This window comes from Burkholderia sp. 572 (assembly GCF_040545135.1).
Taxonomy (GTDB): Bacteria; Pseudomonadota; Gammaproteobacteria; order Burkholderiales; family Burkholderiaceae; genus Burkholderia; species Burkholderia cepacia.
The window spans coordinates 25,795-51,354 of sequence record NZ_JBEPLH010000040.1; the positions used below are offsets into that span (position 1 = coordinate 25,795).

Annotated in this window: 21 protein-coding genes; 13 read left to right on the plus strand and 8 right to left on the minus strand. The window is 64.5% G+C overall.

Annotated elements, in window-relative coordinates:
* Positions 1-23: 23 nt before the first annotated feature.
* Positions 24-170, minus strand: a complete 147-nt coding sequence (locus tag ABIC51_RS39205; RefSeq protein ID WP_006413561.1) for a DUF3096 domain-containing protein — start codon at positions 168-170, stop codon at positions 24-26.
* Between the two features lie 425 nt (positions 171-595).
* Here ABIC51_RS39205 and ABIC51_RS39210 point away from each other — a divergent pair, with 425 nt between their 5' ends.
* A complete protein-coding gene (locus tag ABIC51_RS39210; RefSeq protein ID WP_078041937.1) occupies positions 596-772 on the plus strand; it encodes a CsbD family protein in 177 nt (58 codons plus the stop codon).
* A 111-nt stretch (positions 773-883) separates the two neighbouring features.
* On the opposite strand, the gene ABIC51_RS39215 is transcribed toward ABIC51_RS39210, so the two are convergent.
* Positions 884-1,219 carry a hypothetical protein gene (locus ABIC51_RS39215; protein WP_078041938.1) on the minus strand — a complete coding sequence of 112 codons (336 nt, stop codon included), beginning with the start codon at positions 1,217-1,219 and terminating at the stop codon, positions 884-886.
* Between the two features lie 70 nt (positions 1,220-1,289).
* The gene (locus ABIC51_RS39220) at positions 1,290-1,637 is read right to left on the minus strand and encodes a hypothetical protein (RefSeq protein ID WP_226128590.1); all 348 of its coding nucleotides are present in this window, start codon (positions 1,635-1,637) and stop codon (positions 1,290-1,292) included.
* Between the two features lie 123 nt (positions 1,638-1,760).
* On the opposite strand from ABIC51_RS39220, the gene ABIC51_RS39225 reads away from it, so the two are divergent.
* Complete coding sequence (locus ABIC51_RS39225) at positions 1,761-2,033, plus strand: hypothetical protein (protein WP_078041820.1); 273 nt, start codon at positions 1,761-1,763, stop codon at positions 2,031-2,033.
* A 310-nt stretch (positions 2,034-2,343) separates the two neighbouring features.
* Here ABIC51_RS39225 and ABIC51_RS39235 read toward each other — a convergent pair whose 3' ends face one another.
* From ABIC51_RS39235 to ABIC51_RS39250, 4 genes are all read right to left on the minus strand, one after another.
* Positions 2,344-3,525 (minus strand): DesA family fatty acid desaturase, encoded by a 1,182-nt coding sequence (locus tag ABIC51_RS39235; RefSeq protein WP_175899488.1) that lies wholly within the window; start codon positions 3,523-3,525, stop codon positions 2,344-2,346.
* 87 nt (positions 3,526-3,612) lie between these two features.
* Positions 3,613-3,831: a YMGG-like glycine zipper-containing protein gene (locus tag ABIC51_RS39240; RefSeq protein ID WP_078041939.1), complete on the minus strand. Its 219-nt coding sequence runs from the start codon at positions 3,829-3,831 to the stop codon at positions 3,613-3,615.
* A 161-nt stretch (positions 3,832-3,992) separates the two neighbouring features.
* On the minus strand, positions 3,993-12,620 hold the full coding sequence (locus ABIC51_RS39245; RefSeq protein WP_175899490.1) for a GH36-type glycosyl hydrolase domain-containing protein: 8,628 nt from the start codon (positions 12,618-12,620) through the stop codon (positions 3,993-3,995).
* Positions 12,621-12,682: 62 nt separating this feature from the next.
* Positions 12,683-13,135, minus strand: a complete 453-nt coding sequence (locus ABIC51_RS39250; protein WP_175899690.1) for a type II toxin-antitoxin system HicB family antitoxin — start codon at positions 13,133-13,135, stop codon at positions 12,683-12,685.
* 328 nt (positions 13,136-13,463) lie between these two features.
* Between ABIC51_RS39250 and ABIC51_RS39255 the strand changes: the two genes are divergently transcribed.
* The gene (locus tag ABIC51_RS39255) at positions 13,464-14,336 is read left to right on the plus strand and encodes a slipin family protein (protein ID WP_027792660.1); all 873 of its coding nucleotides are present in this window, start codon (positions 13,464-13,466) and stop codon (positions 14,334-14,336) included.
* Positions 14,337-15,157: 821 nt separating this feature from the next.
* Here ABIC51_RS39255 and ABIC51_RS39265 read toward each other — a convergent pair.
* The gene (locus ABIC51_RS39265) at positions 15,158-15,802 is read right to left on the minus strand and encodes a TetR/AcrR family transcriptional regulator (protein WP_175899492.1); all 645 of its coding nucleotides are present in this window, start codon (positions 15,800-15,802) and stop codon (positions 15,158-15,160) included.
* 241 nt (positions 15,803-16,043) lie between these two features.
* Between ABIC51_RS39265 and ABIC51_RS39270 the strand changes: the two genes are divergently transcribed.
* The 10 genes from ABIC51_RS39270 (at position 16,044) to ABIC51_RS39315 (ending at position 25,411) form a co-directional block, all read left to right on the plus strand.
* Positions 16,044-16,226, plus strand: a complete 183-nt coding sequence (locus ABIC51_RS39270) for an alpha/beta fold hydrolase (protein WP_404841812.1) — start codon at positions 16,044-16,046, stop codon at positions 16,224-16,226.
* Between the two features lie 74 nt (positions 16,227-16,300).
* On the plus strand, positions 16,301-17,089 hold the full coding sequence (locus tag ABIC51_RS39275; protein ID WP_175899494.1) for an SDR family NAD(P)-dependent oxidoreductase: 789 nt from the start codon (positions 16,301-16,303) through the stop codon (positions 17,087-17,089).
* A 51-nt stretch (positions 17,090-17,140) separates the two neighbouring features.
* The gene (locus ABIC51_RS39280; protein ID WP_126365542.1) at positions 17,141-18,103 is read left to right on the plus strand and encodes an alpha/beta fold hydrolase; all 963 of its coding nucleotides are present in this window, start codon (positions 17,141-17,143) and stop codon (positions 18,101-18,103) included.
* 58 nt (positions 18,104-18,161) lie between these two features.
* Positions 18,162-19,007, plus strand: coding sequence for an alpha/beta fold hydrolase (locus ABIC51_RS39285; RefSeq protein WP_096476074.1), 846 nt, complete (start codon positions 18,162-18,164; stop codon positions 19,005-19,007).
* A gap of 463 nt (positions 19,008-19,470) precedes the next feature.
* On the plus strand, positions 19,471-20,721 hold the full coding sequence (locus ABIC51_RS39290; protein WP_175899692.1) for an NADH:flavin oxidoreductase/NADH oxidase family protein: 1,251 nt from the start codon (positions 19,471-19,473) through the stop codon (positions 20,719-20,721).
* A 43-nt stretch (positions 20,722-20,764) separates the two neighbouring features.
* A complete protein-coding gene (locus tag ABIC51_RS39295; RefSeq protein ID WP_175899496.1) occupies positions 20,765-21,346 on the plus strand; it encodes a TetR/AcrR family transcriptional regulator in 582 nt (193 codons plus the stop codon).
* A gap of 72 nt (positions 21,347-21,418) precedes the next feature.
* Positions 21,419-22,405 carry an acrylyl-CoA reductase (NADPH) gene (acuI, locus tag ABIC51_RS39300; protein ID WP_126365540.1) on the plus strand — a complete coding sequence of 329 codons (987 nt, stop codon included), beginning with the start codon at positions 21,419-21,421 and terminating at the stop codon, positions 22,403-22,405.
* A 23-nt stretch (positions 22,406-22,428) separates the two neighbouring features.
* The gene (locus ABIC51_RS39305) at positions 22,429-23,292 is read left to right on the plus strand and encodes an alpha/beta fold hydrolase (protein WP_131947381.1); all 864 of its coding nucleotides are present in this window, start codon (positions 22,429-22,431) and stop codon (positions 23,290-23,292) included.
* A 77-nt stretch (positions 23,293-23,369) separates the two neighbouring features.
* The gene (locus ABIC51_RS39310) at positions 23,370-24,353 is read left to right on the plus strand and encodes a quinone oxidoreductase family protein (RefSeq protein ID WP_175899498.1); all 984 of its coding nucleotides are present in this window, start codon (positions 23,370-23,372) and stop codon (positions 24,351-24,353) included.
* Between the two features lie 56 nt (positions 24,354-24,409).
* Positions 24,410-25,411: an NADP-dependent oxidoreductase gene (locus tag ABIC51_RS39315; protein WP_096476070.1), complete on the plus strand. Its 1,002-nt coding sequence runs from the start codon at positions 24,410-24,412 to the stop codon at positions 25,409-25,411.
* Positions 25,412-25,560 lie beyond the last annotated feature (149 nt).

Consider the following 25,560-nt stretch of genomic DNA (forward strand, 5'->3'; position numbering starts at 1 on the left):
TTTCGCCGGGGGGAGGCACGGGTTCAGTGGAGATGTCCTCCGAACAGCCCGAGCAACCCGATGACGATCAGGTAGATCGCCACGATGTAATTCAACAGACGGGGCACCACAAGAATCAGGATGCCGGCGATCAGCGAAACCAGTGGGCCCGCGCTCGTGAGAATGTGCATACACCCTCCGCAAGATTGAAAACAACACAGGGATACAAAGCCGCCCTGCCTTCGCCGCCGGTTACAGCGACTCGAGCCTGATGACCTTCGATGTTCGTCGCAGCATGATGCGTCTCAGGTTGTTCGTGGATATCCCTGACGCTACACACAGGCGAATGCGAATGCGGTACGAAAGCGTACCAAGCGCGCAAAGCATGATCACATGCCCCCCATCTTCGCGGCGATCGACCCAATCGCCGCCCGCATGCATCAGGCGGCACGCCGGCGCCGATTCGCGTACGGCAACGTACCGACCTTCGTCGCGATTGCGCGCAACATGTGTTCGGGCGGCTTGGTTGTCCCGCGCCGAAGCGCCCGATACGACGCCTCGATGGTTCGGGGTGTCGTACCGGTGAAACAGGCGACCCATGTCAAGGAGCAGTGTGATGAACAGGGATCAGGTGAGAGGCCGCATCGCGGAAGCAAAAGGCAAGCTGAAGGAAATGGTCGGCAGGATCATGGGAAATCGAACGACCCGAATGCAGGGCAAGGTCGAGCAGGTCGTCGGCAAGACACAAGCGTCATTCGGCGACGCGAAAGCGCAATTCAAGCGGCGGCCGTAGGGTGTTCGCGCGAACCGTCCGAAGCGCCGCGCGATCGGGCAACGTGCGGCGGACTCGCCGGTGGTGATGGCACACGTCCGCATCCGGCGAGATCCGTTTCCCAGCCGACCGTCACGATGCCGCAACGCGTCGGGTGTCGTCGCCATGCGCGGCGGCAAGCGGTTTGTGCTGCTCGTCTCCCACGCCCGGAAAGAACGCGTCCCACGCGTCCCGGACACCTTTCGCTGCGGTCGCATCCGCGGCAATCGTCTCCTGGTCGCTCGACTTGGCCGGATCGGAGCACAAGCCTCGCCAGCGCGTAAAGATGAGCATCGGCTTTTCGGTCCATTCGCCGTCGCCGAACTTCGCAAATGCCGTGTCGCCGCTCACCAGTCGCACTTCATACCATCCGTTGCGAACAGGCGCATATTGGTCCAGCTTAAACCATCGTGTAGATGAGATTTTCATCATTGCCTCATGGATTCATGGATCGTTGTACAGGACAAAACTCCGGTCCCGTCTGATCAACCCGTGCGCGCTAATACGCGCACCGATTCAGCCACAGCCGGCCTGCTGACGTCATATGGATGGAGCCGCCGGTGCGCGACTCGTATGCAAGCCCGTGAGTCAATAGTTCATTGGCTATGGAGCGCGGAATATTGGCTTGGGAATCCGGAATTCGATCAAGCGACTTGAGGGTCTCGACGACCTCGGGTGAAAGTGGGATGCACATGGCAGCCTCCTCGATGTTTATTTCATCGTGAACCGAACGACACGCGTTGGTCTGTACGGTATCGACTATTTGCAGTCGGGTTTTTCCGACACCGCAGGTGACTGCCGCATTGCAGCGCAATGATTTATCCGCATCGAAAATATGATTCGGCATCCGATGTTTTTCTTGCGAAACCATTGTCAAGCGCGCACACTGAACATACCTGCCGGTTTTTTGTCAAGGCATCGGCGCCCTTGAATCCTTCGGCGCCAACGGTTGCTCTGTCAGGAGCAAATCATGACCATCCCCACTCTCGAATATCGCGGACGTGAACTCCGCGTCTATTCACAAATGCTTTTCCCGCCGTTCGGCGATCCCCACGCCCCCGGCCCGAAGCGTTTTGCTTCAATCGTGCGCATCGACACGATTCCGGCGACCTCGGCAACGGCACCGCGTTACTCGACCATTTTCGAGCACGGCGCTCCGCAAACGGCGGCGCTCGCACTCGAACTGGCGATGCAATTCGGCAAGGACATCGTGGATGGCAAGATCGCCCCTCAGGCGATCTGATCCGTCCGCCGCATCCGACTCGACGCGGCGTCTCGCGACGCGAGCACACCTCATTCAGGAGGATCTATGAAATCCCACTCAGGCACGTCGGTTGACCGACGCGATGACGCGACCCGGAAAAAGCAGCGGGACGATCTGGCCCGTGCCGACGTCGAACGCGCCGAAAAGCGCATCCGTCAGGATGCCGGCATCAATTCCAATGCGAGCAAGTGGCGTTACTCGCGTCCCGACAATCGCGCGAGATGAGCGGCGCATGCGCCGCGCGCTGTGGCACGCCGGTCCCGCATGGCGGGTCGCCGGCGTGCCGCGATCACGCATACCGGCGCAGGCGCATCGAGAAATCGGCGATCGCCTTGATGCCGCTCTGCTCCGCACTACGGCACCAGTCCTGCAACTGAACCAGCAATTGCTCGTGCGACGCGTGCGACCACGTCCATAGCTCGAGCAACGTCTCGTACATATCCACGTACACGCGTATTCGCCGGTTCGCATTGGGGCTCTTCAGCGCCCGCAGATCGGGCTTGTCCCGATGGCCCCAGGCCTGGCGCAGCCAGCGTTTCATGCCGAGCGCGAACGCGCGCTTGTCGTCGCGGCTCATGTCCTCGATGCGGCGCAGCTCCCGCCGGCAGGCCGACTCGAGCATGCGCGCATAGGCGGCCATCACCGCATGCCGGTTGCGGATGATCGCTTGCAGCGTCGCGTCGTCCGCCACCACCTTGTTCGGGAGCAGGCGCGGCTTCGTCGCGATTCGCCGAATGGTCGCGAGTCTCAACACCGCCAGCAGGCGGATGTACAGCCAGCCGATGTCGAATTCGAACCAGCGGTTCGACAGCCTGGCGGACGTAACGTATGCGTGGTGATTGTTGTGCAGTTCTTCCCCGCCGATCAGGATGCCCAACGGAAAAAGGTTGGTGCTCGCATCGGACGTCGCGAAATTCCGGTAACCGCTGAAGTGGCCGCAACCATTGATTACGCCGCCGGCCCAGAACGGAATCCACATCATCTGGATCGCCCACGCCGCCGCGCCGGGCAGCCCGAACAGCCCGACGTCGATCACGACCAGCAGCCCGACGCCGAGATTCGGATAGCGGGCATAGACGTGGCGTTCGAGCCAGTCGTCCGGCGTACCCGATCCATATCGGCGCAGCGTTTCCTCGTTCCGCACTTCCTCCCGGTACAGTTCCGCGCCGCACAGCAGCACGGTCGCGAGGCCGCGGGTGCGCGGGCTATGCGGATCTTCCGGGGTCTCGCTCCTCGCGTGATGCTTGCGATGCACGGCGACCCACTGCTTGGTCAGCATGCCCGTCGTCAACCACAGCCAGAACCGAAGGAAGTGACTGACGCCCGGGTGCAGATCCAGCGCCCGGTGCGCCTGACAACGGTGCAGGTACACCGTCACGCTGATGATGGTGACATGCGTGAGCACGAGCACGACCCACGCAAGCTGCCACCAGGACAGCCTCAGCTCGCCGTTCAGGAGAAATGCCGCCATACCGGTCGCACTCCGGGTCACGCTCGTCACGCGCGCGCTTCGCCGTGACGGCGGGTGCGCGTGCCGATGCCCTACCCTTCGGCCGGCCTATTTCCCGACCTGATTGCCGACCACCCCGCCGACGGCCGCGCCGCCAACCGTGCCCAATGCACTGCCGCCCGTCAGGACTGCACCGGCAACACCGCCGACACCCGCCCCGATCACGGTATCCGTTCCGCGGCGAGACATACCGCCGCAACCCGCCAGCACGGCAATCGTCATGGTGACTATCGCCATCTCGACTGCCACGGAATGTAGCTTTCTCATGATCATCTCCTTGGGTTGCCGCGGCGCCGTCCGATCCGGCACGACGCACGGAAGCCCATGCGCTGACGTCTCGATGAAATTCGGGACATCGGTTCATGATGGCCGGTCGATCGCGCGCAGTCGGTCCGCTAACGTACCGGCGCGGATGCCGATCTGCCGCGTCACTGAAACACCGCTTGCGCCGCCCCCAGCGTCACGACCACGCTGTGGCGGCGACCGTCGTCCACGAGCCGCACCGCCGCTTCGCCGGCGGCGAGCCGCACGCCATCGACCACGAGGCGGGACACGCCGCCGCTGGCGCCGCCCGGATTCTCGACGACGATGTCGTAGTGCGACGCGCCGTGACGCAGCGTGGCCCTAAAGCCCGGCCAGGACAGCGGGATGCACGGTTGAATGGACAGCATGTCGCCATGCCTGCGCAGACCGAGCACGCCTTCGACGCCCGCGCGATAGAGCCAGCCGGCCGAGCCGGTGTACCACGTCCAGCCGCCGCGGCCGACATGCGGCGCGACGGAATATACGTCGGCCGCGACCACGTACGGCTCGACCCGATAGCGATTCGCCCCGCTGCGCGTGCGGCTGCGATTGACCGGATTGAGCAGCGCGAACAGATTCGCGGCGCGATCGCCGTCGCCCATTTGCGCGAACGCGAGCACCGACCACGTGGCCGCATGCGTGTACTGGCCGCCGTTCTCCCGGATGCCCGGCGGATAGCCCTTGATATAACCGGGATCGACCGACGAACGATCGAACGGCGGTGCGAACAGCAGGGCCAGGCCATCGTCGCGGCGGATCAACTGCGCTTCCAGCGCGTCCATTGCCTGAGCGGCGCGCATCGGGTCCGCCGCGCGCGACAGCACGCTCCACGACTGCGCGATCGCGTCGATCGAGCATTCGGCGTTGCCGGCCGAGCCGAGCGGCGTACCGTCGTCGAAGTAGCCGCGCCGATACCATGCGCCGTCCCATCCCGCATCGGCAAGCGCATCGCGCAACGCGGCGGCACGCGTCGACCAGCGCGCCGCCAGGTCGGCCGAGCCGCGCGCCGCGGCGAGCGGGGCGAACGCCGTGAGCGTCGCATGCAGAAACCACCCGAGCCAGACACTTTCACCCCGCCCGGCTTCGCCGACCCGGTTCATGCCGTCGTTCCAGTCGCCCGTGCCGATCAGCGGCAGGCCATGCTCGCCGACCTGCGCGAGACTGGCCTCCAGTCCGCGCACGCAATGCTCGAACAGCGACGCGCTCGTTTCCGAGATGCGCGGGATGAAGAACGCGTCCTGCTCGTCGGCGGCCAGCGGTCGTCCGTCGATGAACGGGATCGATACATCGAGAATCGCGCGGTCGCCGCTGACGTCGACGTAGTGCGCAACCGCATGCGCGAGCCAGACGCGGTCGTCGGAGATCCGTGTGCGTACGCCGCTGCCGCTTTCCGGCAGCCACCAGTGCTGCATGTCGCCTTCCGGAAACTGGCGCGCCGCCGCCCGCAGCAGATGCTCGCGCGCCAGGGCCGGGCGGGCGATGGCGAGCGCCATGCCGTCCTGCAACTGGTCGCGAAAGCCGTACGCGCCGCTCGCCTGATAGAAGCCCGCACGCGCCCAGATCCGGCAAGACAGCGTCTGGTACAGCAGCCAGCGGTTCAGCATCAGATCCATCGCGCGGTCCGGTGTCTCGACCTGGATCGCGCCGAGCGTCTCGTCCCAGAACGCCGTCACGGCGGCGAATATCGCGTCGAGATCCGCCTGACGGTAATGCGCGATCAACTGTCGCGCCGCTGCCGCGTCGGCGCCCTCGCCGAGCAGCAAGACGATTTCGATGCTGCCGCCGGGTTCGAGATCGACCGTGGTCTGCAACGCGGCACACGGGTCGAGCCCGGCGCCGACGCGGCCCGACAACGGCGACGCGCCGGCCCTGCCCGGAAAACCGGCGGGATCGCTCAGGACGCCATTGCGGCCGATGAACTCGCGCCGGTCCGCGCTCCACGAGGTTTGCAGGCCGCATAAATCGGCGAACGCCACCCTGCCGCGATACACCTGACTCCAGTCGTTGCGGGCAAACAGCGCTCCGGTCGGCTGATCGATCTCGCTCGCGGTGTGCGGCGCCGCGACGCTGCGCGACGCACCCAGCGCCCACTCCGCATAGGTTGCGACGGACAGCCGGCGAGTCCGGTCGGACAGGTTGCGCAAGGTCAGGCGGGAAATCTTGACAGGATCGGCCAGGGGCACGAACTGCAACAACTCGACGGCGACGTCGGCGGCGGAATGCGCAAACCGGCTGTAGCCCTGGCCATGACTCGCCACGAAAGCGGTCGCGCCCGGCGCGTCGTCGCCGATCGAGGCCGCTTGCGGCCCCCAGCGCACGCCGGTCTCGTCGTCGCGGATGTAGAACACTTCGCTCGGCGGATCGGTGACCGGGTCGTTCGACCACGGCGTCAGCGGATGCTCGCGGCTGTTCGTCACCCAGGTATAGCCGCCCCCCTCCGCCGACGTCAGGAAGCCGCACAAGGGATTCGCGACGACGTTGACCCACGGCATCGGCGTGCATTGACCGGGCTGCAGGATCACGACGTATTCGCGGCCGCCACGCGCGAAACCGCCGATTCCGTTGAAGTACTCGAGACCGGCGCCGGCCTGCGCGCCCTTCGGCGGCGCAATCGTGGGCGGCGGCAGCGGCGCGCGCGCGGGATCCGGTCGCGTGGGCAGCGGTGAACCCGCGAGGCGCCGCAACTGGTCCACCAGCCGGCCGTTGCGCGCGGCGAGCACGGCGCGCGCGACCGCCGGAAACAGCGCGCGCGCCGCCGCCGCCATCAGATCCTCGCGCAGCACGAAAATACTGCCGCGCCCGGCTTCGTCCGGCGGCTGCCGGGTCCGCACCAGCCCCTCGAGCGCCGCCTGCAAATCCTGCACGTACGACGCCGCGCGCTCGTTGATGATGACCAGATCGACCTCGAGCCGCTTCATCCGCCAGTACTCGTGCGCGCGGATCAGCTGCCGCACCATCGCGATGTGCTCGATGTCGTCGATCCGCACCAGCAGGATCGGCAGATCGCCCGATACGCCATGCGTCCATAGCGGCGACGCGCCCACGCCGCCCGCCGCCGACACCGCCGCCGCATGGCGCAGCAGCGCGGCGGACCCCGGCCGCATCGACGCATCGCTGTAGAGCATGTATCCGGCCAGTTGCTGGAACAACGCGGCCTCGTCGAGGCTCACCGCGCTATGCCGCAGCTGCACCTGCGCCTGGGTCCACGCGAGCATCGCCGCCCGCGCGAACGATTCGCCGTCGCGATGCTTGTCGATCAGGTCGAGCAGCTGCGCGCGCGAATCCGCGACGATGGTCCAATAGACGATGCTCGCCTTCGCGCCCGGCTCGATGCGCAGCCGCTGCCGCAGCGTGAACGCCGCGTCCAGTACCGCGCCTTCGCAAGCGCCCAGCGCACGCTGTTCGGTCAGCGCAAGCGGCAGGCGAACGCTGCGCCCGCGTCCGATGACGCGCAATCGATCGGTGTCGAATTCATCCGCGCCGACGGTTTCGCCGGAGGTCACGGCCAGATGCGCGGCCCAAACTTCCGCCTCGTTCGGCGCGCGCTTGCGCCGCGTCGCCAGAATCGCGCCAGACGCCGGCACGTACTCGGTTTCGATGAACAGTTTCGAGAATGCGGGATGGGCGTGATCGGCGGCGGGCGGAGCGAGCACGATTTCCGCGTAGGACGTGAATTCGATCACTCGTGGCCGGGAGCCGGTATTGGCCACCGACACCCGCCGCACTTCCGCATCGTCCTCGGCGGATACCACCACCTCAAGCGACGTCGTCAAGGTGCCGTCGCGACGCACGAACTCGGCGCGATCTTCGGTGAACGTCACTTCGTAGCTGTCCGGCACCACGCCGGTGGGTTGCCACGTGGCCGACCAGACCTCGCCGCTCTCGGCGTCGCGCAGATACAGATAGCTACCCCAATCGTCGCGCGTCGCGTCTTCCCGCCAGCGCGTGACGGCCAGATCGTCGCGGCGGCTGTAGCCGGAGCCTGCGGCCGTGAGCATCACGGCGTAGCGGCCGTTGGACAGCAGATGCGTGACGGGCGCGGGATCGTCCGCCGACAGCAGGCGCCGTGCAACGCCGGCGTCGACGCCATGCATCCTGCCGGCGGGGCTCGCGTCGATCCGCGGCCGCCCTGCCGCGACCCGGCCCGGCACCCGTTCCTGCAACAGCAGCTCGGTGGCGCGCACGGCCGGCTCGCCATGGAAGAAGGCGCGAATGCGCCCGCCCAGCAGCGCATTGGCGATCGACACGATCGACATGCCCTGGTGATGCGCCATGAATGCCCGCACGATCGCAACTGGCATGCCTTCCGGCACGCGCGCGGGCGTGTAGTCGAGCGCTTCGTAGAAGCCGAAGCGCCCGCACGCGCCGGCTGCACGCAGCCGCTCGAAGTTGCGCGCGGCGGCGTCCGGCGCGACCATCGCCGCGAGCGCGGTCGCATAGGGCGCGACCACCAGGTTCTGGTCGAGATCGCGCTTGAGCCCCAACTCCGGCACGCCGAAGCTCGAATACTGATAGGTTAGCTCGATGTCGCGTGTGTTGTACGCCGATTCGGACATGCCCCACGGCAGGCGCAGCCCGTCGCCGTAGGCGATCTGGCGACGCACCACCAGCTGATTGGTGCGCGCGAGCAGGCTGCTGTCCGGCGCGCGCATCACGAGCGACGGCATCAGGTATTCGAACATCGATCCCGACCACGAGATCAGCGCCGCGCCGTGCCCGATCGGCGTCGCCAGGCGGCCGAGCCGGAACCAGTGCCGCGCCGGGACATCACCCTTCGCGATCGCGACGAAACTCGCGAGGCGTGCCTCCGATGCCAGCAGATCGTAGTTGCCCGGATCGAGCCGCCCGTCGGCCACCGCGTAACCGATCGACAGCAGATTGCGCACCGGGTCGAGCAGAAAGCCGAACTCCATCGCATAGGCTATCTGCAACGCGGTATCGGCCAGCGTATGCAGGCGCTTGTTCAGCACGTCCGCTTCGTCCGGCGTGCGCGTCGCGTCGCGGCAATGCCCTTGCACCGCGTGCTCCAGCGCCTGCGCCCAAAACAGCACGTCGTCGACGTCGCCGCCCCGCACCCCGCCGACCTCGTCCGTCAGCGCGCGCGCGACATCGGCGACCGTCGCGGTGAGGATCGTGATCTCGGACCATTCCGGCGCGGCGGGGCCGTCCGGGGCGCCGACTTCCCGGGCCGGCGCGGCGAGCGTCTCATCCAGCTCGGTCGCGGCCCGCTCGAATTCGCCGTGCAAGGTCGTCCGGGCATCGCCATCGCGGCACACGGCCTTGCGTAACAGCGCGAGCGTGTCACCGATCCCTTCGTACGCGGCCTGCCACCCCACACCGGCGGGCTGATTCGCCCAGGCCCGGCAACCGTTGCCGAGGGCGATCAGGTGGCCGGCAAGATTGCCGCTGTCGACCGACGACACGTACTTCGGCTCGAGGGGCCGCAAGTCGCGCGTGTCGTACCAGTTATAAAAGTGGCCGCGATAGCGTGACATCAGCCGCATCGTCGCGACGGTCGCCTCCAGCCGCGACACCGCGTCCAGCGTACCGAGCCAGCCAAACTCGCGGGCGCTGACGGCAGACAGCAGGTATAGCCCGATGTTGGTGGGCGAAGTCCGGTGCGCGACGACGGGCTTCGGGTCCTCCTGGAAATTGTCCAGCGGCAGCATCTGATCGTCCGCCGTCACGAACGTCTCGAAATAACGCCAGGTCCGGCGCGCGTCGCGCCGCAGTTGACGCGCATCGTGCGGGGCCACCGCCAGCTCGCCCGCCAACCGTGGTGCGCGGCTCAGCCAATACGCGATCGCCGGCGCGGCAAGCCAGACGAGTACGAACGGCACGGCCAGCCAGCCCGTATGACGATCGAAGCGCCAGCCCGCCATCAGGCTGGCAGCCGCGACAAGCAGCGCGAGCGTCACGCCGCCGCGCATTTGCAGATAGGTGGGCGCGAGGGTCCGCCGGTCGCGCGCACCCGCTGCGGCCGCCGTGGTCCATTCGAGCAGATGGCGACGACTGATCGCCACACGAAACAGCGTACGCGCGATCGCGTCGCCCATCGACCACGCCTGCTGCGGCAACATGACAATCGACAGGCCGAACCGCGTCAACGCGAACCGCAACTCCATCGACCATGCATGGAGCACGCTGCGCGTGGTCATCTTCACGTGCGTGCGCCGCCAGCGCGGCACCAGCCCGCTCAATACAGGCAACAGGAACGGCAGCGCGATCGTCACCAGCACGAAGGCGCTCCAGGCGAGCGATACGGGGAGCGGCAGCATCCATCCGGCCAGTAGCGCGACCAGCATGGCGGGCGCCGTGAGTGTGCGGCGCAGGTTGTCCAGCATCTTCCAGCGGCCGACCGCCGTCAACGGTTCGTGGCCGAACAGCAACCAGGGCAGGAGCTGCCAGTCGCCGCGCGCCCATCGGTGCAGGCGGCTCGCGGCGACGTCGTAGCGGGACGGCGACGCTTCGACAACCTCGATATCCGACGCCAGTCCGGCCCGCGCGAAAATACCTTCGAACAGATCGTGACTGAGCACCGCGTTCTCCGGCACGCGACCGGCGAGCACCGCCTCGAACGCGTCGACGTCGTAGATGCCCTTGCCCGCATAGGAGCCTTCGTCGAACAGATCCTGATAGACATCCGATACGGCTGACACGTAAGGATCGATGCCGTGCGCGCTCGACGACACGCGCTGGAACAGCGAACCCTCGTCGCCGCTCGCGAGCGAGGACGTGACGCGCGGCTGAAGGACGCCGTAGCCGCCGACGATGCGCCGGCTCGCCGAATCGAATACCGGCCGGTTGAGCGGGTGCGCCATCTTGCCGACCAGGCGGCGCACGGTATCGCGCAGCAACCGCGTATCGGCATCGAGCGTGATCACGTAGCGCACGTCCGGCGGCACGTGCGGCGTCCGGCCGGCCGCCGCGATGAACGTCGTGTCCGATGCGCCGCGCAGCAATCGATTCAGCTCGTGCAGCTTGCCGCGCTTGCGCTCCCAGCCCATCCAGCACCGTTCGCCGTCGTTCCATACGCGCTTGCGGTGCAGCAGCAGGAAGCGCTCGCCTTCGCCCGGCGCAGCCGGATAAAGGCGATTCAACCGGTCGATGCCCTCCGTCGCGGATGCCAGCAACCTGTCGTCGCTGTCGGCGTGCGGCGTGGACGCGTCCATCCAGTCGGAGAGCAAAGCGAAGTAAAGCGCGCCGTTGGGGCTCGCCAGATGATGAATTTCCAGTTGCTCGATCTGCTCGCCGAGCACAGCTTCCGTTGTCAGCAGCACCGGCACGGCGACCATCGTGCGCAGGTCCGGCGGAATGCCGTCGAGCAATGCGAGGCCGGGCAGGATCTTCGCACCGACATCGCGCATCACGCCGCGATTGACGAGCGCGACCGCGGCATCCAGCGCCGGTAGCAGGCCGGCGATGCCGAGCCAGATCAGCCACTGACCGGGCGGTTCGACACGCGTGAGCCACGCCAGCATGCCCGCCAGCAGCAGCGCGACGATCAGCCCGATCCGGCCGAGATAACCGCCGAGACCGGCGTGGCGTGTCAGGCGCCGCAGCCACAACGCGACGGGCGGCCGATAGCCGATCTCCGCTTCGAGCGCGGCGCGGCCGTTCGCCAGCAGGTAGTAACCGGGATCCGTCTCGGCGGCCGGCCCGCAGCCTGCACCCTGCGCCGCCGCATCGGCGACGACGCGGCGGGCAATCTCGAGCTCGCTGACGGGTGCGCCGCGGGCCAGCGCTTCAACCGCGTCGCGATACAGGTTGCGCGTGGGGAAATCCATCTCCGCGAAGCCTGGGTGGCTGCGCAGTACCTGATCGACCAGGCTGATGCGCTCGAACAGATCGGTCCAGTCCACCTCCGAAATCAGCCGCATGCTGGTGATCACGTTGCGCACGGTCAGGCTGGCGGCGCCCTGCTGATGGTTGACGGACGCGACAATCTGGTCCGGCGTCGCGCCGCGCGCCGCCAGGTGCCGATGCAGCCACGCCAGTGCCGGCGCGACGGCCGGATCGGGATCGTGCAGCCGCTGAATCAGCTGCACCGCGAACGCATCGTGCAATACGGCCTGCTCGTAATTGGCGACGAGCGGCTCCGCCGCGACCCGCGCCTGGCCGCCCTCGCCGAGCAGGCGATCCGCGAGCGCGTCGGCGTCGAGTCTCGCGCGCCGGTCGTCGATGATCTGATCCGCGAGCCGTCGCAGGTTCTCGATCAGCACGATCCGCAGCGTGATCGCCACCGCCCATAGTTCACCGATCGTCAGCGGTTCCACGGCCTGATAGGCAAGCATGAAACGGCATAGCGCGTCGGGATCGAAACGGCTGTCGGTATGGGCGACGAAGGCCCAGTTGATCTCGAGCACGCGCGGATAACCGGCGAACGGGCCGTTGCCGAGCTTGGGCAGTTGGCGGTAATAACGCGGGGAGAGATCGTCCTGGATCTGCCGCACCTGTTCTGCGACAAGGTAGTAGTTGTCGAGCAGCCACTCCGCGGCAGGCATGATCTCTTCGCCGCGTGCGTCTGCGGCCGCCGTGTTCCGGTAGGCCTTCAGCAGATGATCCGCATTGTCTCTCAGCCGTGTGGCGAGCGACGGGCCCGAGATCACACCAGGCAACACCTTCTGCGCGCGAGCCAGGCTGCCCGCATGCTGCGCCAGTCGCTCCTCGCCGAAGAACTCCTCGCGAATCGGCCGGGCATTGCTCCATGGCGATGTCCGGCGTCGCGACACACGCGCAACGTGAATCTTCAAGGCGCTTCCTCCCCCATCGCCGCACCATCCGCAGCGGCTTCATGCCCGGCACACCCGGGCCGTCAGGCCGCTTCCGACAGCGATTTCGCGATGGGTTCGCACCGCAACGCTCCGTGCTGCGCGGATCGGACGGCTGCGTTCTCGCACGCCAGCGACACGAAGGCATCGCGAGTCGTATGCAGCGCGTTCGCCGTCCGATCGATGTCGTGCACGATGCGCTTTGGCAAGCACAGCTCGATGCGCACCGAACTCGACGTCATCCGGCTCAGGTCCAGATCGATGAACCGCCAGATCCCGTCCCCGGCATCAACTTCCGACGCCTGCAATACCGACATGTTCGTGGTCGGTGGCGGAACGAGACGCGCGGAGCGGTCGTAGCGGGCCATGACCCGTTGCTCGGCGGCCGCTTGCAGCTCGCCATACGAGTCGCCCTCCACACCGACCTCGGGGAAATCCGGAAGCGCGCCGCGATAGCGGGGCTGCCCATGCTGCGTGATGTAGATCGGATATTTCATGAACCGCTCCCGGCTGAAGAACGTGACGAACGTCATCGTGCATCGCGCAGGCTCGTCGAGTCGGTACGCTGAAGAACAGTCTTCGGGAAGCGTTTCGTGGTGCGCTGCACGTCGTTCACACACCGGATCGCCCGATATTTCGCTATCCGGTCACGCAAGCGCAGCGTGCGCGATCGAGGTACGGCACCGTACCGATCGGCATGGCGATAGGGCGCACGCTCGCATCAGGGCTTCTGCCCCCTGTTGCCAGAACGCCCAAGACGACCCGAGATGCAGTGCGCCTCATCGCTCATGCGCCAGGTTGTCGTCACCGAAACGGAGCGTCACCATGAATCCCATCACACTCGTGTTATCTGCCGCGTTCGTCCTCGCGGCATTCGCCATCGGCGCGTGGGGCCACCTATATCTTGCGGCCCCCCTTTTCATCGTCGCGGTCCTGATCGCACTGTCCGTGCGGGTCGCCAACGTCTGGGAGAAGTTCGTGATCCTGCGGATTGGCAAGCTGCAAAGCGTCAAGGGTGCCGGTTTTTTCATGATCATTCCAATCCTGGACAATGTTGTCGCGATCATCGACGAACGCATTCAAACCACCGCCTTCAACGCCGAACAAGCGCTGACCAAGGACACCGTGCCCGTCAACGTCGACGCCGTGATTTTCTGGCACGTCCATGACGCGCAGAAAGCCGCGCTCGCCATCACCGACTACCGGCAGGCAATCGACCGCGTTGCGCAAACCTCGCTGCGGGAAATGATCGGGGCATCGATGCTGGCTGCCTTGTTGTCGGATCGCAAGGCGGCCGACATGCACCTGCGCGACGAGATCGGCAGAAAGACCGTGGATTGGGGCGTGACCGTCCGCTCGGTCGAGACCCGCGATGTTGCGATCCCAGTCGCGCTGCAGGATTCGATGTCGCGCCAGGCGCAAGCCGAGCGCGAAAAGCAGGCACGGGTGATCCTCGGCTCGGCGGAGGCCGAGATCGCGACCAAGTTCGTCGAAGCGGCGCAGGTCTACGAAAATCATCCAGGTGCGCTTCAGTTGCGAGCGATGAACATCATCTACGAAACGACGAAGGAACGCGGCGCGACGATCCTGATCCCCAGTGCGATGGTTGACAGCCTGAATCCCGTGCTCGCGCTTGCGATTGCCGGGTATGACGCGGCGGGCGCCGCGCCGGCGCCTGCGCTCAAGACAGCAGCGTGATCGCTAGCTCGTATTCGCTCCCCCGCGACGCCTTGCGCAGATCGCCCGGACATTGCTAGAACGGGGGGTACCCCACACGATTTGATGATGAGACTGTTGCGAATACTCCACCGTGGGCAGGAGGCGGAAATTGCTTCATCACATTACAACGCGGGGTTGGTCGCGGCGGGGGCGAGTCCCCCTCTCATTCGAGGTCGGCCGTGGATCCTCACATAGCATCGATTGATGACCGCCATGAACATATCGTTGCAAGAAGATAGTGGCCGCGTTCACCTCACAAAGGCTGATCGTCGAATTGCAACTGGTTCGTCACCGAGACGATGCCGTCGACGCGCCAGGCGACTGTTGCTACGAAATTCGCCTCGTTCGCGTCGGCAACCGAGCCGACAAGCGTTGCGATGACGGTGCATCACCTTGCGGGCGACCCACACGCCCTTTTCCGCGCCTTCATTTCTTGTTACTCGTTGGTTGGATGGTATGTCTGTAGCCCGCCGGCTTGAAAAACAGACAGCAAACATTTGATTTTAAACAAATATTTAGAGGCGGCGGGGCGCAACCCCGCATGCAGTCCAGATCGCTCTAACCGGAAAATTGCACGGAGATCAAGGTTACCCCCGGTCACGATTGCAGTCCTCGACGTTGGCGATATCGTGATCTGTGGCCTCTCGGATTGCAGCCCAATGGGCACGAGTTAGCACTGCACCAGCTTCGATCATTTGCCCGCCGTCCCAAACTGGCTGCGCCATGCCGATTCCGCAAAGTCCATTAATACCGCGCATCAATACGCTACGCCGTGACTCGACTCAGATTCTGGTGACCGGCTACCCACTCGAGCTCGGGGAGCAACTATCGTTGCGCTTGCGCGTAGTTGCGCGCATTTTCGCAGTCGAGCACACAGGCGGACTCAGCGACGCGCGGATCTCGTTGCGGCAAGCCGCCAGAATCTCGTCGGCCAGCGGCGAATCGTCCGGGCAGGCGCGCGACAAGACAATGGCGCCGACCGCATGAGCAAATATGTCGAGCAACTTGGCTCGCGCCTGCCCTGAGTCTGCACCGTTCAATACAGCGCCCTCGCCGCTCAACGCAGCCAACAAGCTTTCGATGCCGTCCGCGAACGTCGACCGGACCACTTCCGGCTGACGTGCAGCGTCGCCGCCCAGTGCCGCCATGGTGCATCCGGTGGACCGGGCGTCGCGGTGCTCACGCGAGACATACTGCTCGACGAACTGCAAGGGATCTACCCCCACGGTGAGCGCTGCTGTCTGCGCCATGCCGCAGGCGGCCGACTCCGCCATTAGATCCGTCTTGGAGCCGAACTGCCGGTAGAAGCCTCCGTGTGTGAATCCAGCCGCAGCCATGAGATCCGCGACTCCGACCCCATCGTAGCCCCGTTCGCGAAACAACTTGGACGCTGTCTCGACAACCAGCGCCCGGTTCGCCTGCGCTTGCACCTTGGTGACCTTCATGTTTACCGCCGTGAATTCATGACTGCTAGGCCGTCACTATACATTGATGTCACTCACAATCAAAACGTTGACATCTTAGATTATGATCGTCATCATAACGACAATTCAACACGACGAGCAACTGCGCCATGACCGAGAAGACGCTTTTTGAGCCATACACCCTGGGCGGCCTGACCCTTGCCAATCGCATCGTCATGGCACGGCTGACGCGTATCTGAAAGAGATTAAGCAGCCCACGCTGGTGGTCAATGGACGCGAGGACATCATGGTGCCGAGCATCAACTCGTTCACACTGCAGCAGCACATCCCGAACGCCCAGCTGATCCTGTACCCGGACTCGGGACACGGCTCGCAGTTCCAATATCCCGAGCCGTTTGTCGCCCACACGGCCCTGTTCCTGGATCAGCCGGGCCCTGCGTCCTGAGCGGGCACCAAAGATCTGCTTCTGGCGCAATCACCACTGCCCAATCCAACCTGACACCGACAAGGAATCAAATCATGAGCACACTGCCTACCGTCCTCATCACCGGCGCCTCCAGCGGTATCGGTGCCACCTACGCCGAACGCTTCGCCAAACGCGGCCACAAGCTCGTGCTCGTCGCCCGCGACAAGGCGCGACTGGAAGCCTTGGCCGACCACTTGCGAGCTGAAGCCAAGGTGTCCATCGACGTGCTGCCGGCCGATCTCAACCAAGAGGCCGACATCGCTGCGGTCGAAGCACAACTGCGTGACGATGCCAGCATCGGCGTCCTGATCAACAACGCCGGCACAGCACAGTCCGGTGGCTTCCTGCAGCAATCGGCCGAGAGCATCGAGCGGCTGATCGGGCTCAACACCACCGCGCTGACGCGCCTGGCTGCCGCAGTCGCGCCGCGATTCGCCCAGGCGGGCATCGGTGCGATCGTCAACATCGGTTCGGTGGTGGGTTTCGCACCCGAGTTCGGCATGTCGATCTACGGTGCGACCAAGGCGTTCGTACTGTTCCTATCGCAGGGCCTGAACCTGGAACTGGGTTCCAAGGGCGTCTACGTGCAGGCCGTTCTACCGGCGGGCACCCGCACCGAGATTTGGGACCGCGCCGGTATCGACGTCAAGACGCTCCCCGACTTGATGGACGTGGGCGAGCTGGTCGATGCGGCGCTCGTCGGCTTCGATCGCCGCGAACTGGTCACGATCCCGCCGCTGCATGCCGCCGAGCGCTGGGACGCGCTGGACCGCGCACGCCAGACGCTGCTGGGCGACATTCGCCAGGCCCACGCGGCCGAGCGCTATCGATCGCACGACTGATTCTCGCCTCTTGTTTCTCGCCGATCCTTCGCCCATTCCAATGGAGACAGCATGTCTTATCTGTCACGAGCAGCAGGCCTGTGCCTGATCGCGTTGTCCGTAGCGCTGCTGTCCGCATGCGCCACGGCCGACAAGTCGCCTACGGCACCAAGCATCGCCATCGCAGCCACTGTGCAGAGCGTGTCGTGGAAGAACGTGCCCACGCAGGTCATCTCGGCCGACGGTGTGGACTTCGCCTACCGCGAACTGGGCCAGGACAACGGTGGCACGCCCGTGATCTTTCTGGTCCACTTGGCGGGCGTTATGGACAACTGGGATCCTCGAGTGGTGGACGGCATCGCCGCGAAGCATCACGTGGTCGCGTTCGACAACCGCGGCATTGGTGCGTCCACGGGCAAGCCGGCCGACACCATCGAGAAAATGGCGGACGACGCCATCACCTTCATCAAGGCCAAAGGCTTCAAGCAGGTCGACCTTTTCGGCTTCTCGATGGGCGGGATGGTCGCGCAGGAGATTGTGTTGAAGGAACCTCAACTCGTGCGCAAGCTGATCCTGACGGGCACTGGCCCCGCGGGCGGTCCCGGCATCAGCACCGTTGCGAGAGTGGCGAACTACGACCTGATACGCGCGATGTTCACCGGCCAAGACCCGAAGCAGTATCTCTTCTTCACGCGTACGCCCAATGGTATCGCGGCCGGCAAGGCCTTCCTGCAACGCCTGCAGGAACGCACGGAGAACCGAGACAAGAGTATTACCGTGGGCGCCTACATGGCCCAGCTTCGGGCGCTCAAAGCGTGGGGACAGAAGCACCCGGCCGATCTTTCGGTGGTAAAGCAACCCGCACTGGTAGCCAACGGCGATGACGATCGGATGGTCCCGACCAGTAATACCTACGACCTCGCCAAGCGCCTGCCGAACAGCGAACTGATCATCTACCCCGACGCCGGCCATGGGGGGATCTTCCAGTACCACGAGGATTTCGTGCCGAAGGCGCTCGCCTTCTTGGCGAAGTGACCCTGAGCCGGACGAAAACGGCCTCGCCGTCGCGCTCCTAAGATAGAAGGACACTGCAATGACTGACACCCATCTCAATGCGCCCACCCGTTATGTCGAGGTTGACGGCGCTCGATTCGCCTACCGGCGCTGGGGCAACACGGGCACCTCGCAGCCCCCCTTGTTGATGTTGCAGCACTTTCGTGGTGGCATGGACCATTGGGATCCCTTAATGACGGATGGTTTGGCCGAAGGTCGGGAGGTTATCCTGTACAACGGCCGGGGCATCGCCTCTTCCGGTGGAACCCCTCGCACCCGCATCGAAGACATGGCCGACGACGCGGCAGCCGTCGTTCGAGCCCTTGGCTCGCAGCAGGTTGACGTCCTGGGCTTCTCGCTCGGTGGCTTCCAAGCGCTGGACCTGACTTGGCGCCATCCGAAACTGGTGCGCAAGCTCATGCTGTTGGGTACCGGCCCGCGCGGTGGTGATCCCGACATGGAGCCGAAGGTACTGTCGACGGCGCCTCGGCCCGTACCGGTATTCGAAGACTTCGAGTACCTGTTCTTTGGTCGCTCCGAAGCGGCAAAGAAGGCCGCGCGCGAGTTTTGGGAGCGCCGCCACCAGCGCGCTGACCAGGATCCGCCGTCGTCTCAGGAGGTGGCCGCTGCGCAGATCGAAGCCAACATGCATTACCTGCCCAGGGTTTCGGAAGACGACCCGTTCGCGTACCTGCGTGGCATCCAACAACCGACGTTCATCCTAAACGGTGTGCACGACGTGATGATCCCGACCGTCAACTCGTTCTACATGGCGCGCAATATCCCCAACGCACAGTTGTTCATCTATCCCGATGCCGGGCACGGTGCGCAATTCCAATACCCGAAGCGCTTCCTGCACCACGCCGTGCACTTCCTCGGCGAATGACGGCGCCACCGACACTCCTGCACAAGCGCCGATCCACCTACTCCCGAGGCCACCGACCATGCTCAAATTCAAGTTCCTGCTGTGGATGTTCACTCGGCTGCTGCAGCGCCAGATCAAGAACAATCCCGATTGTGCCAGCTACGTCGCTGGTAAGGACTTGGTGTTCCAGATCCACACCGAGGCGGGCGTCGGTCGCACGTTCTTCATCCGCAACGGCGCCATCCACTCCGTATCAGGCCTGGTGGATCAGCCTCGCTTCACTTTCAGCTTCAAGGATGCCGGCAAGGGCTTTGAGATCCTTTCGGCCAAAGACAGCCAGAATGCCTTTCTGAAGGGCCTGGGCAACAAAGAGCTGACCATCAGCGGAGATTTTCAGGAGGTGATGTGGTTCCAGGGGCTGACGGCCTTCCTGCAGCCACCCAAGAAGATCGCGCCCTACGACCGCACGGCCTTTGAGTCGCCCATGAAAACAAACCTGCTGAACCAACCCCTGCGCCTGCCCAACGGCAGCGTACTGCGCAGTCGCCTTGCCAAGGCAGCCATGAGTGAAACGCTGGGCACCTACGACAATCGCCCGACCAAGGATCTGGTGCGGTTGTACCGGCGCTGGGCCAATACGGGTTTGGGCTTGATCATGACGGGCAACGTAATGATTGATCGTCGCGCACTGGGCGAACCCGGCAACGTGGTGATCGAGGACGAGGCGGACCTGCCGATGCTGCGACAGTGGGCACAGGCCGTGACCGGACAAGGGGCGGCTATCTGGGCCCAGCTCAACCATCCGGGCAAGCAGTCGACCAAGGGGCTGAACGCTTACAACCTCGCGCCCTCGGCCGTACCGTTCCGCGAGGACATGGCGGCTTTCTTCGAGACCCCGCGCGAAGCCACCATCGCCGAAATCCAGGACATCATCACGCGCTTCGGGCGTAGCGCGGCCATCTGCAAGAAGGCCGGATTCAGCGGTGTCGAAATCCACGGCGCCCATGGCTATCTGGTCAACCAGTTCCTCTCCCCGCACCACAACCGACGCACCGACGAATGGGGTGGCAGCCCAGAGAAGCGGCGGCGCTTCGTGCTGGCCGTCTATGCAGAGGTCCGCCGCCAAGTGGGGCCGGATTTTGCGGTGGGGATCAAGCTCAACTCGGCCGACTTCCAGCACGGTGGCTTCACCGAGGACGAGTCGATCGAGACGATCCACGCATTGGTGAATGCAGGCATCGATCTGATAGAGATTTCCGGCGGCACCTACGAGGCACCGGCCATGAGTGGTGCGATGCAGGAGCCGAAGAAGGCGTCCACCGCAGCCCGTGAAGCCTACTTCCTCGAGTTCGCCGAAAGGGTGCGCGCAGCGGTGAAGGTGCCGCTGATGGTCACCGGTGGCTTTCGCACGGCGATCGGCATGAATGACGCCCTTCGCTCCGGCGCACTCGATGTGGTCGGCCTGGCGCGGCTGCTGGCGATCGACCCTGACGCGCCTGCCGCCCTGCTTCAAGGGCGCGACAGTTCGCAGCATGTACGCCCCATCAGCACGGGGCTCAAGGCGGTCGACCGCATGGGGATCATGGAGGTGCTGTGGTACACGCGCCAGCTCAAGCGTATTGCAAGAGGCCAGTCGCCGCGTCCCGACGAGGGCGGGTTGTCTGCATTCCTGAAGTCTGCGCTCCACAGCGGTTGGGGCACGTTCCGCACGCGGCGCCTGCGGGCGCGCGGGTGAGCGTGGCCCGTTTACGGCCAGCACGCGTACAGATAAACATCGCATGAAACGACCCACCACCCGATCCAAAGAGAGTACGCACGAACGCATCGTTGATGCGGGCGCACGTGCGATCCGCCGCTTCGGCTTCGACGGGATCGGCATTGCCGACATCATGAAGCTGGCCGGCCTGACCCACGGCGGGTTCTATGCGCACTTCGCCTCCCGTGAGGTGATGCTTGCCGAGTTGGTCGACCGCGCTGGCGCAGAAGCCGTCGAGACCTTCCTGCGCATCGTGGCTGCAGCTCCGACTGGCAAATCGCGGCAGGCGTTGCTGCGCGCTTATCTGTCGCAAGAACACGTGAAGAATCCCGAGTCCGGCTGTCCGGTGGCTTCGCTGGGAACGGATCTATCTCGTCAGTCGCCGACGATTCGTCGCGCCGCGACGCGCCGCATCAAGGACCTGCTGAGCATCGTATCCCGGCATGCCACCGACAGGGAGCAGCCCGATGCGGATGCGCGTGCTCTGGTGACCGCCGCCACGATGATTGGCGCAGTCGTGCTGGCGCGCGCGGTCGACGAAGAAGCGCTCTCCGAAGCCGTGCTGTCCGCGACGCGGGCGCACCTTGTCCCTGAAACGGATTGAGATGCCATCTATTTTTTGCCCTCGCACGTGAAGCCCAGATACTGAACAAGGGACCAACCAAGAGCAATGACCATGACCTTCAAAGCACTGCTGAGCACCAAGACAGGTGACTCGATTTCCACAGATGTTGTCGATTTCGACGAAGCCGACCTAATGCCAGGCGACGTTACCGTCGCGATCGACTATTCCACCGTCAACTACAAGGACGCGATGGCGATCAGTGGCCGCGCGCCGGTGATTCGCAAGTTCCCTCTTATCCCCGGGATCGACTTCGCAGGCACGGTGGAAACCTCCTCGCATCCAGGCTTCGCGGTGGGCGAGAGTGTGGTCGCCAACGGCTGGGGGTTGAGCCAAACCAACCACGGCGGTTTCGCACAGAAGGCGCGAGTACCGGGCGACTGGCTGATCAAGCTGCCCGAGACGTTCTCGACGCACGACGCCATGGGCATCGGAACGGCCGGGTACACCGCGATGTTGTCCGTGCTCGCGCTGGAGCATGCGGGGGTAACACCGGACAAAGGCGATGTGCTGGTGACCGGCGCCGGCGGCGGAGCCGGCTCCATTGCCATCGCTTTGCTGTCGAAACTGGGCTACCGGGTGGTTGCATCGACCGGTCGGCTGGAAGAGGCCGACTACCTGCGCGAGCTGGGTGCAGCCGAAATCATCGACCGCCGCACGCTGTCCGAGCCGGGCGCTCCGATCGCCAACGAGCGCTGGGCCGGTGCGATCGACTCGGTGGGCAGCCATACGCTTGCCAACGTCCTCGCTCAAACTCAGTACCGCGGAGCGGTGGCTGCCTTCGGGCTGGCTCAGGGCGCGGACCTGCCCGGTTCGGTGCTGCCCTTCATCCTGCGTAACGTGACGCTGGCGGGAATCGACTCGGTCAATGCCCCGCAGGACTTACGGCAGAACGCATGGGCACGTTTGGCTGTCGACCTGGATCTGGGCAAGCTTGCACGGACCACGCAGGTGGTGGGGCTGGCCGAAGTCCTGGTCCTTGTGGACCCGATGCTGCAAGGCCAGGTGCGTGGCCGCACCATCGTGGATGTCAACGCCTGAGGCCGGGCACCAAGGAGTCAACCATGTCGAGTTCCAGTGTCCAGAGTGAATCGACCACCCCCTACGCCCACGTCAAGACCCATTCGGTCGCCGCGGCGGGAACCACCTTCGCCTACCGCGAATTGGGTCCGGCAGGCGGTATTCCCGTGGTGCTGCTGAACCATTGGGGCGCCGTGCTGGACAACTTCGATCCACGCATAGTCGATGGCCTCGCTCGCCAGTATCGTGTCATCGCCGTCGACTACCGTGGGATTGGTGCATCCGGTGGCACTGCACCTGTGACCGTCGACGAGATGGCCCGCGACACCATCGCCCTGATCCGCGCGTTGGGTTTCGATCGTGTCGACCTGCTGGGGTTCTCACTGGGTGGGTTCGTCGCACAGGACGTGGCGCTGAAGGCTCCGCAGCTGGTACGCAAGCTCATCCTCACGGGCACTGGTCCCGCAGGGGGCCCAGGCATCGATCATGTCGGCGCCGTGTCCTGGCCCCTGATGCTCAAGGGCTTGCTGACTCTGCGCGACCCCAAGGCCTATTTGTTCTTTACGTCCACGGCCAATGGCCGGCAGGCCGCAAGCGCCTTCCTGAAGCGGCTCAAGGAACGCAAGTCCGGTCGCGACAAGGAGCCAACGCCTCGCGCATTCCTGCGCCAGCTCAAGGCGATCAAGGCCTGGGGCCAGCAAGCGCCGCAACGCCTTGGTCATTTACAGATGCCGGTGCTGATCGCCAATGGCGATCACGACATCATGGTGCCGACCGCCCTGAGCCACGACATGGCCCGTCGCATTCCCCAGGCGCAACTCGTCATCTACAAAGACGCGGGCCACGGAGGGATTTTTCAGTACCACGCCGACTTTGTGCCCAAGGCGCTGGCGTTTCTGTCGCAATGAAGGCTGACAGAACTTGATTCGAAGCAAGTCCCATTGCAGACAGACATGACCAACACCACCACAATTGGAGAAGCAGGATGAAAGCAGTCAGATTCCACACGACCGGCGGGCCGGACGCCTTGGTTTATGAAGAGGTTCCAGATCCGGCCATCGAAGACGACGACGTGCTTATCCGCGTCGACGCGGCCGGTGTGAACTTTGCTGACGTCATGCGTCGTCGCGGTGACGATTATCCCGAACAGTCGCCCACGCCTTTCACGCTCGGCGCCGAAGTGGCCGGCACGGTCGCCGCTGTCGGCAAGGCCGTGACCACGATCCCGGTCGGTACGCCGGTGCTGGCGACGCCTGGCGCAGGCGGCTACGCGCAGTACATCCGCGTGCCCGCTTCTATTGTGATCCCGCTGCCGCCTGGTCTTGATGCCGTGCGCGCTGCAGCGCTGATGGCCCATGGCCTAACGGCAGCCTTGGTGTTGCGCCAAGCTGCCCGGCTCGCTCCGGGTGAGACGGTGCTGGTCGAGGCGGCGGCAGGCGGCGTGGGCTCGTTCGCGGTGCAGTTGGCCAAGCAGTACGGCGCAGGCAAGGTGATTGCGGCCGCCAGCACGCCCGAGAAGCGGGCCTTGGCTGAACGCCTCGGTGCTGATGCGTCGGTGGACTACACCGCGCCCGACTGGGCAGAGCGGGTGCGCACGCTGACCGGCGGCAAGGGCGTCGATGTGATCCTGGAGACCGCAGGTGGCGATAACGTCGCCGAGGCCTTCAAGGCATTGGCTTCGTTCGGGCGCATGATCTTCATCGGCCAGTCCAGTGGCAAGACCAGTTTGATCGATCCTTGGAAACTTACCGTCCCCAACCACACCATCACCAGCTTCTACGTCGGTGCCTACCTGGCCCTCCCGGAATTGATCCAGTCCACGCTGACAGAACTCATCGGCCTGGTCCTGTCCGGCAAGGTGGTACTACAGCCGGGAACGGTTTTGCCACTTTCGCAGGCCGCCGAAGCACATCGCCTGCTGGAAGGACGACAGACCACCGGCAAGGTGGTGCTTCAGCCATGGGCGTGAGCATCGTTCCGTCCAGACGCAAAACCATCATCAATCACACTCGAAGTCCCAACATCATGAAAGCACTCACCTTCAAACGCTACGGCAAATCGCCCGAGATAGGGTTCGCTGAAGTTTCTTTCCCCACACTCAAACCCGACGAAATGCTCGTGGAGGTTCATGCCGTGGGGCTGAATCCGATCGACAACATGATCCCGACCGGCATGTTCAAAGCCGTGCTGAAATTCGAACTACCAGCCACGATGGGCAGCGACCTTGCCGGCGTGGTGAAGGAGGTCGGCAGCCGCGTGACGCGCTTCCAGCCAGGCGACGCAGTCTTCGCCAGCCTCTTCGACTTGGGCACCGGCTCGCTCGCCGAATTCGCCGTGGTGCCCGAACGCGTTGCCGCCCCGAAGCCGGCCAACCTGGACTTCGTGCAGGCGGCCTCGGTTCCTATGGTCGGGCTGACGTCGTGGCAAGCCCTGAAGGAACGCGCGAAAATTCAGAGGGGACAGAAAGTGTTCATTCCCGCAGGGTCCGGCGGAATCGGTACGTTTGCGATCCAACTGGCCAAGCACTTCGGAGCCAAGGTGGGCACGACCACCAGCACGGGCAATGTACAACTGGTGAGTGGCCTTGGCGCAGACGAGGTGGTCGACTACACGAAGCAGGAGTTCGAGAACGTGCTGCGCGGCTACGATATGGTACTGGGCACCATGCGCGGCGACTCCATCGAGAAGTCCGTCGGCATCCTCAAGCCAGGGGGCAAGATCGTGTCGCTCATCGGTCCGCTGGACGCGGCGTTCGCCAATGCTCGCCGGTTGAACTTCGTCCTGAAGTTCGTCTTCGGACTGATGAGCCGAAAGATCAGGCGCCTTGCGGCAAAGAAGGACGCCACCTACTCGTTCCTCTTCGTACGCGCCGACGGCGCGCAATTGCGCGAGATCGGCGAGTTGTTCGAATCGGGACGCATTCGACCGGTGATCGACAAGGTTTTTGCATTCGACCACGCCAAGGAAGCGCTTGAGTATTTGGCGCAAGGACGTGCGAAGGGTAAGGTCGTTGTCGAAGTCAAATGAATTGACCAGGGGACTTGGGGAAGAGTGATTTGGTAGGCATATACAAGGTAAGCCGAGCCTATCCGAAACTTTGTGTGCGAGGCATAAACTGGCGACCAAGGAGCCACTTTTATGCCACGCAAACGCAAGGAAGAAGTGACGATCGAACC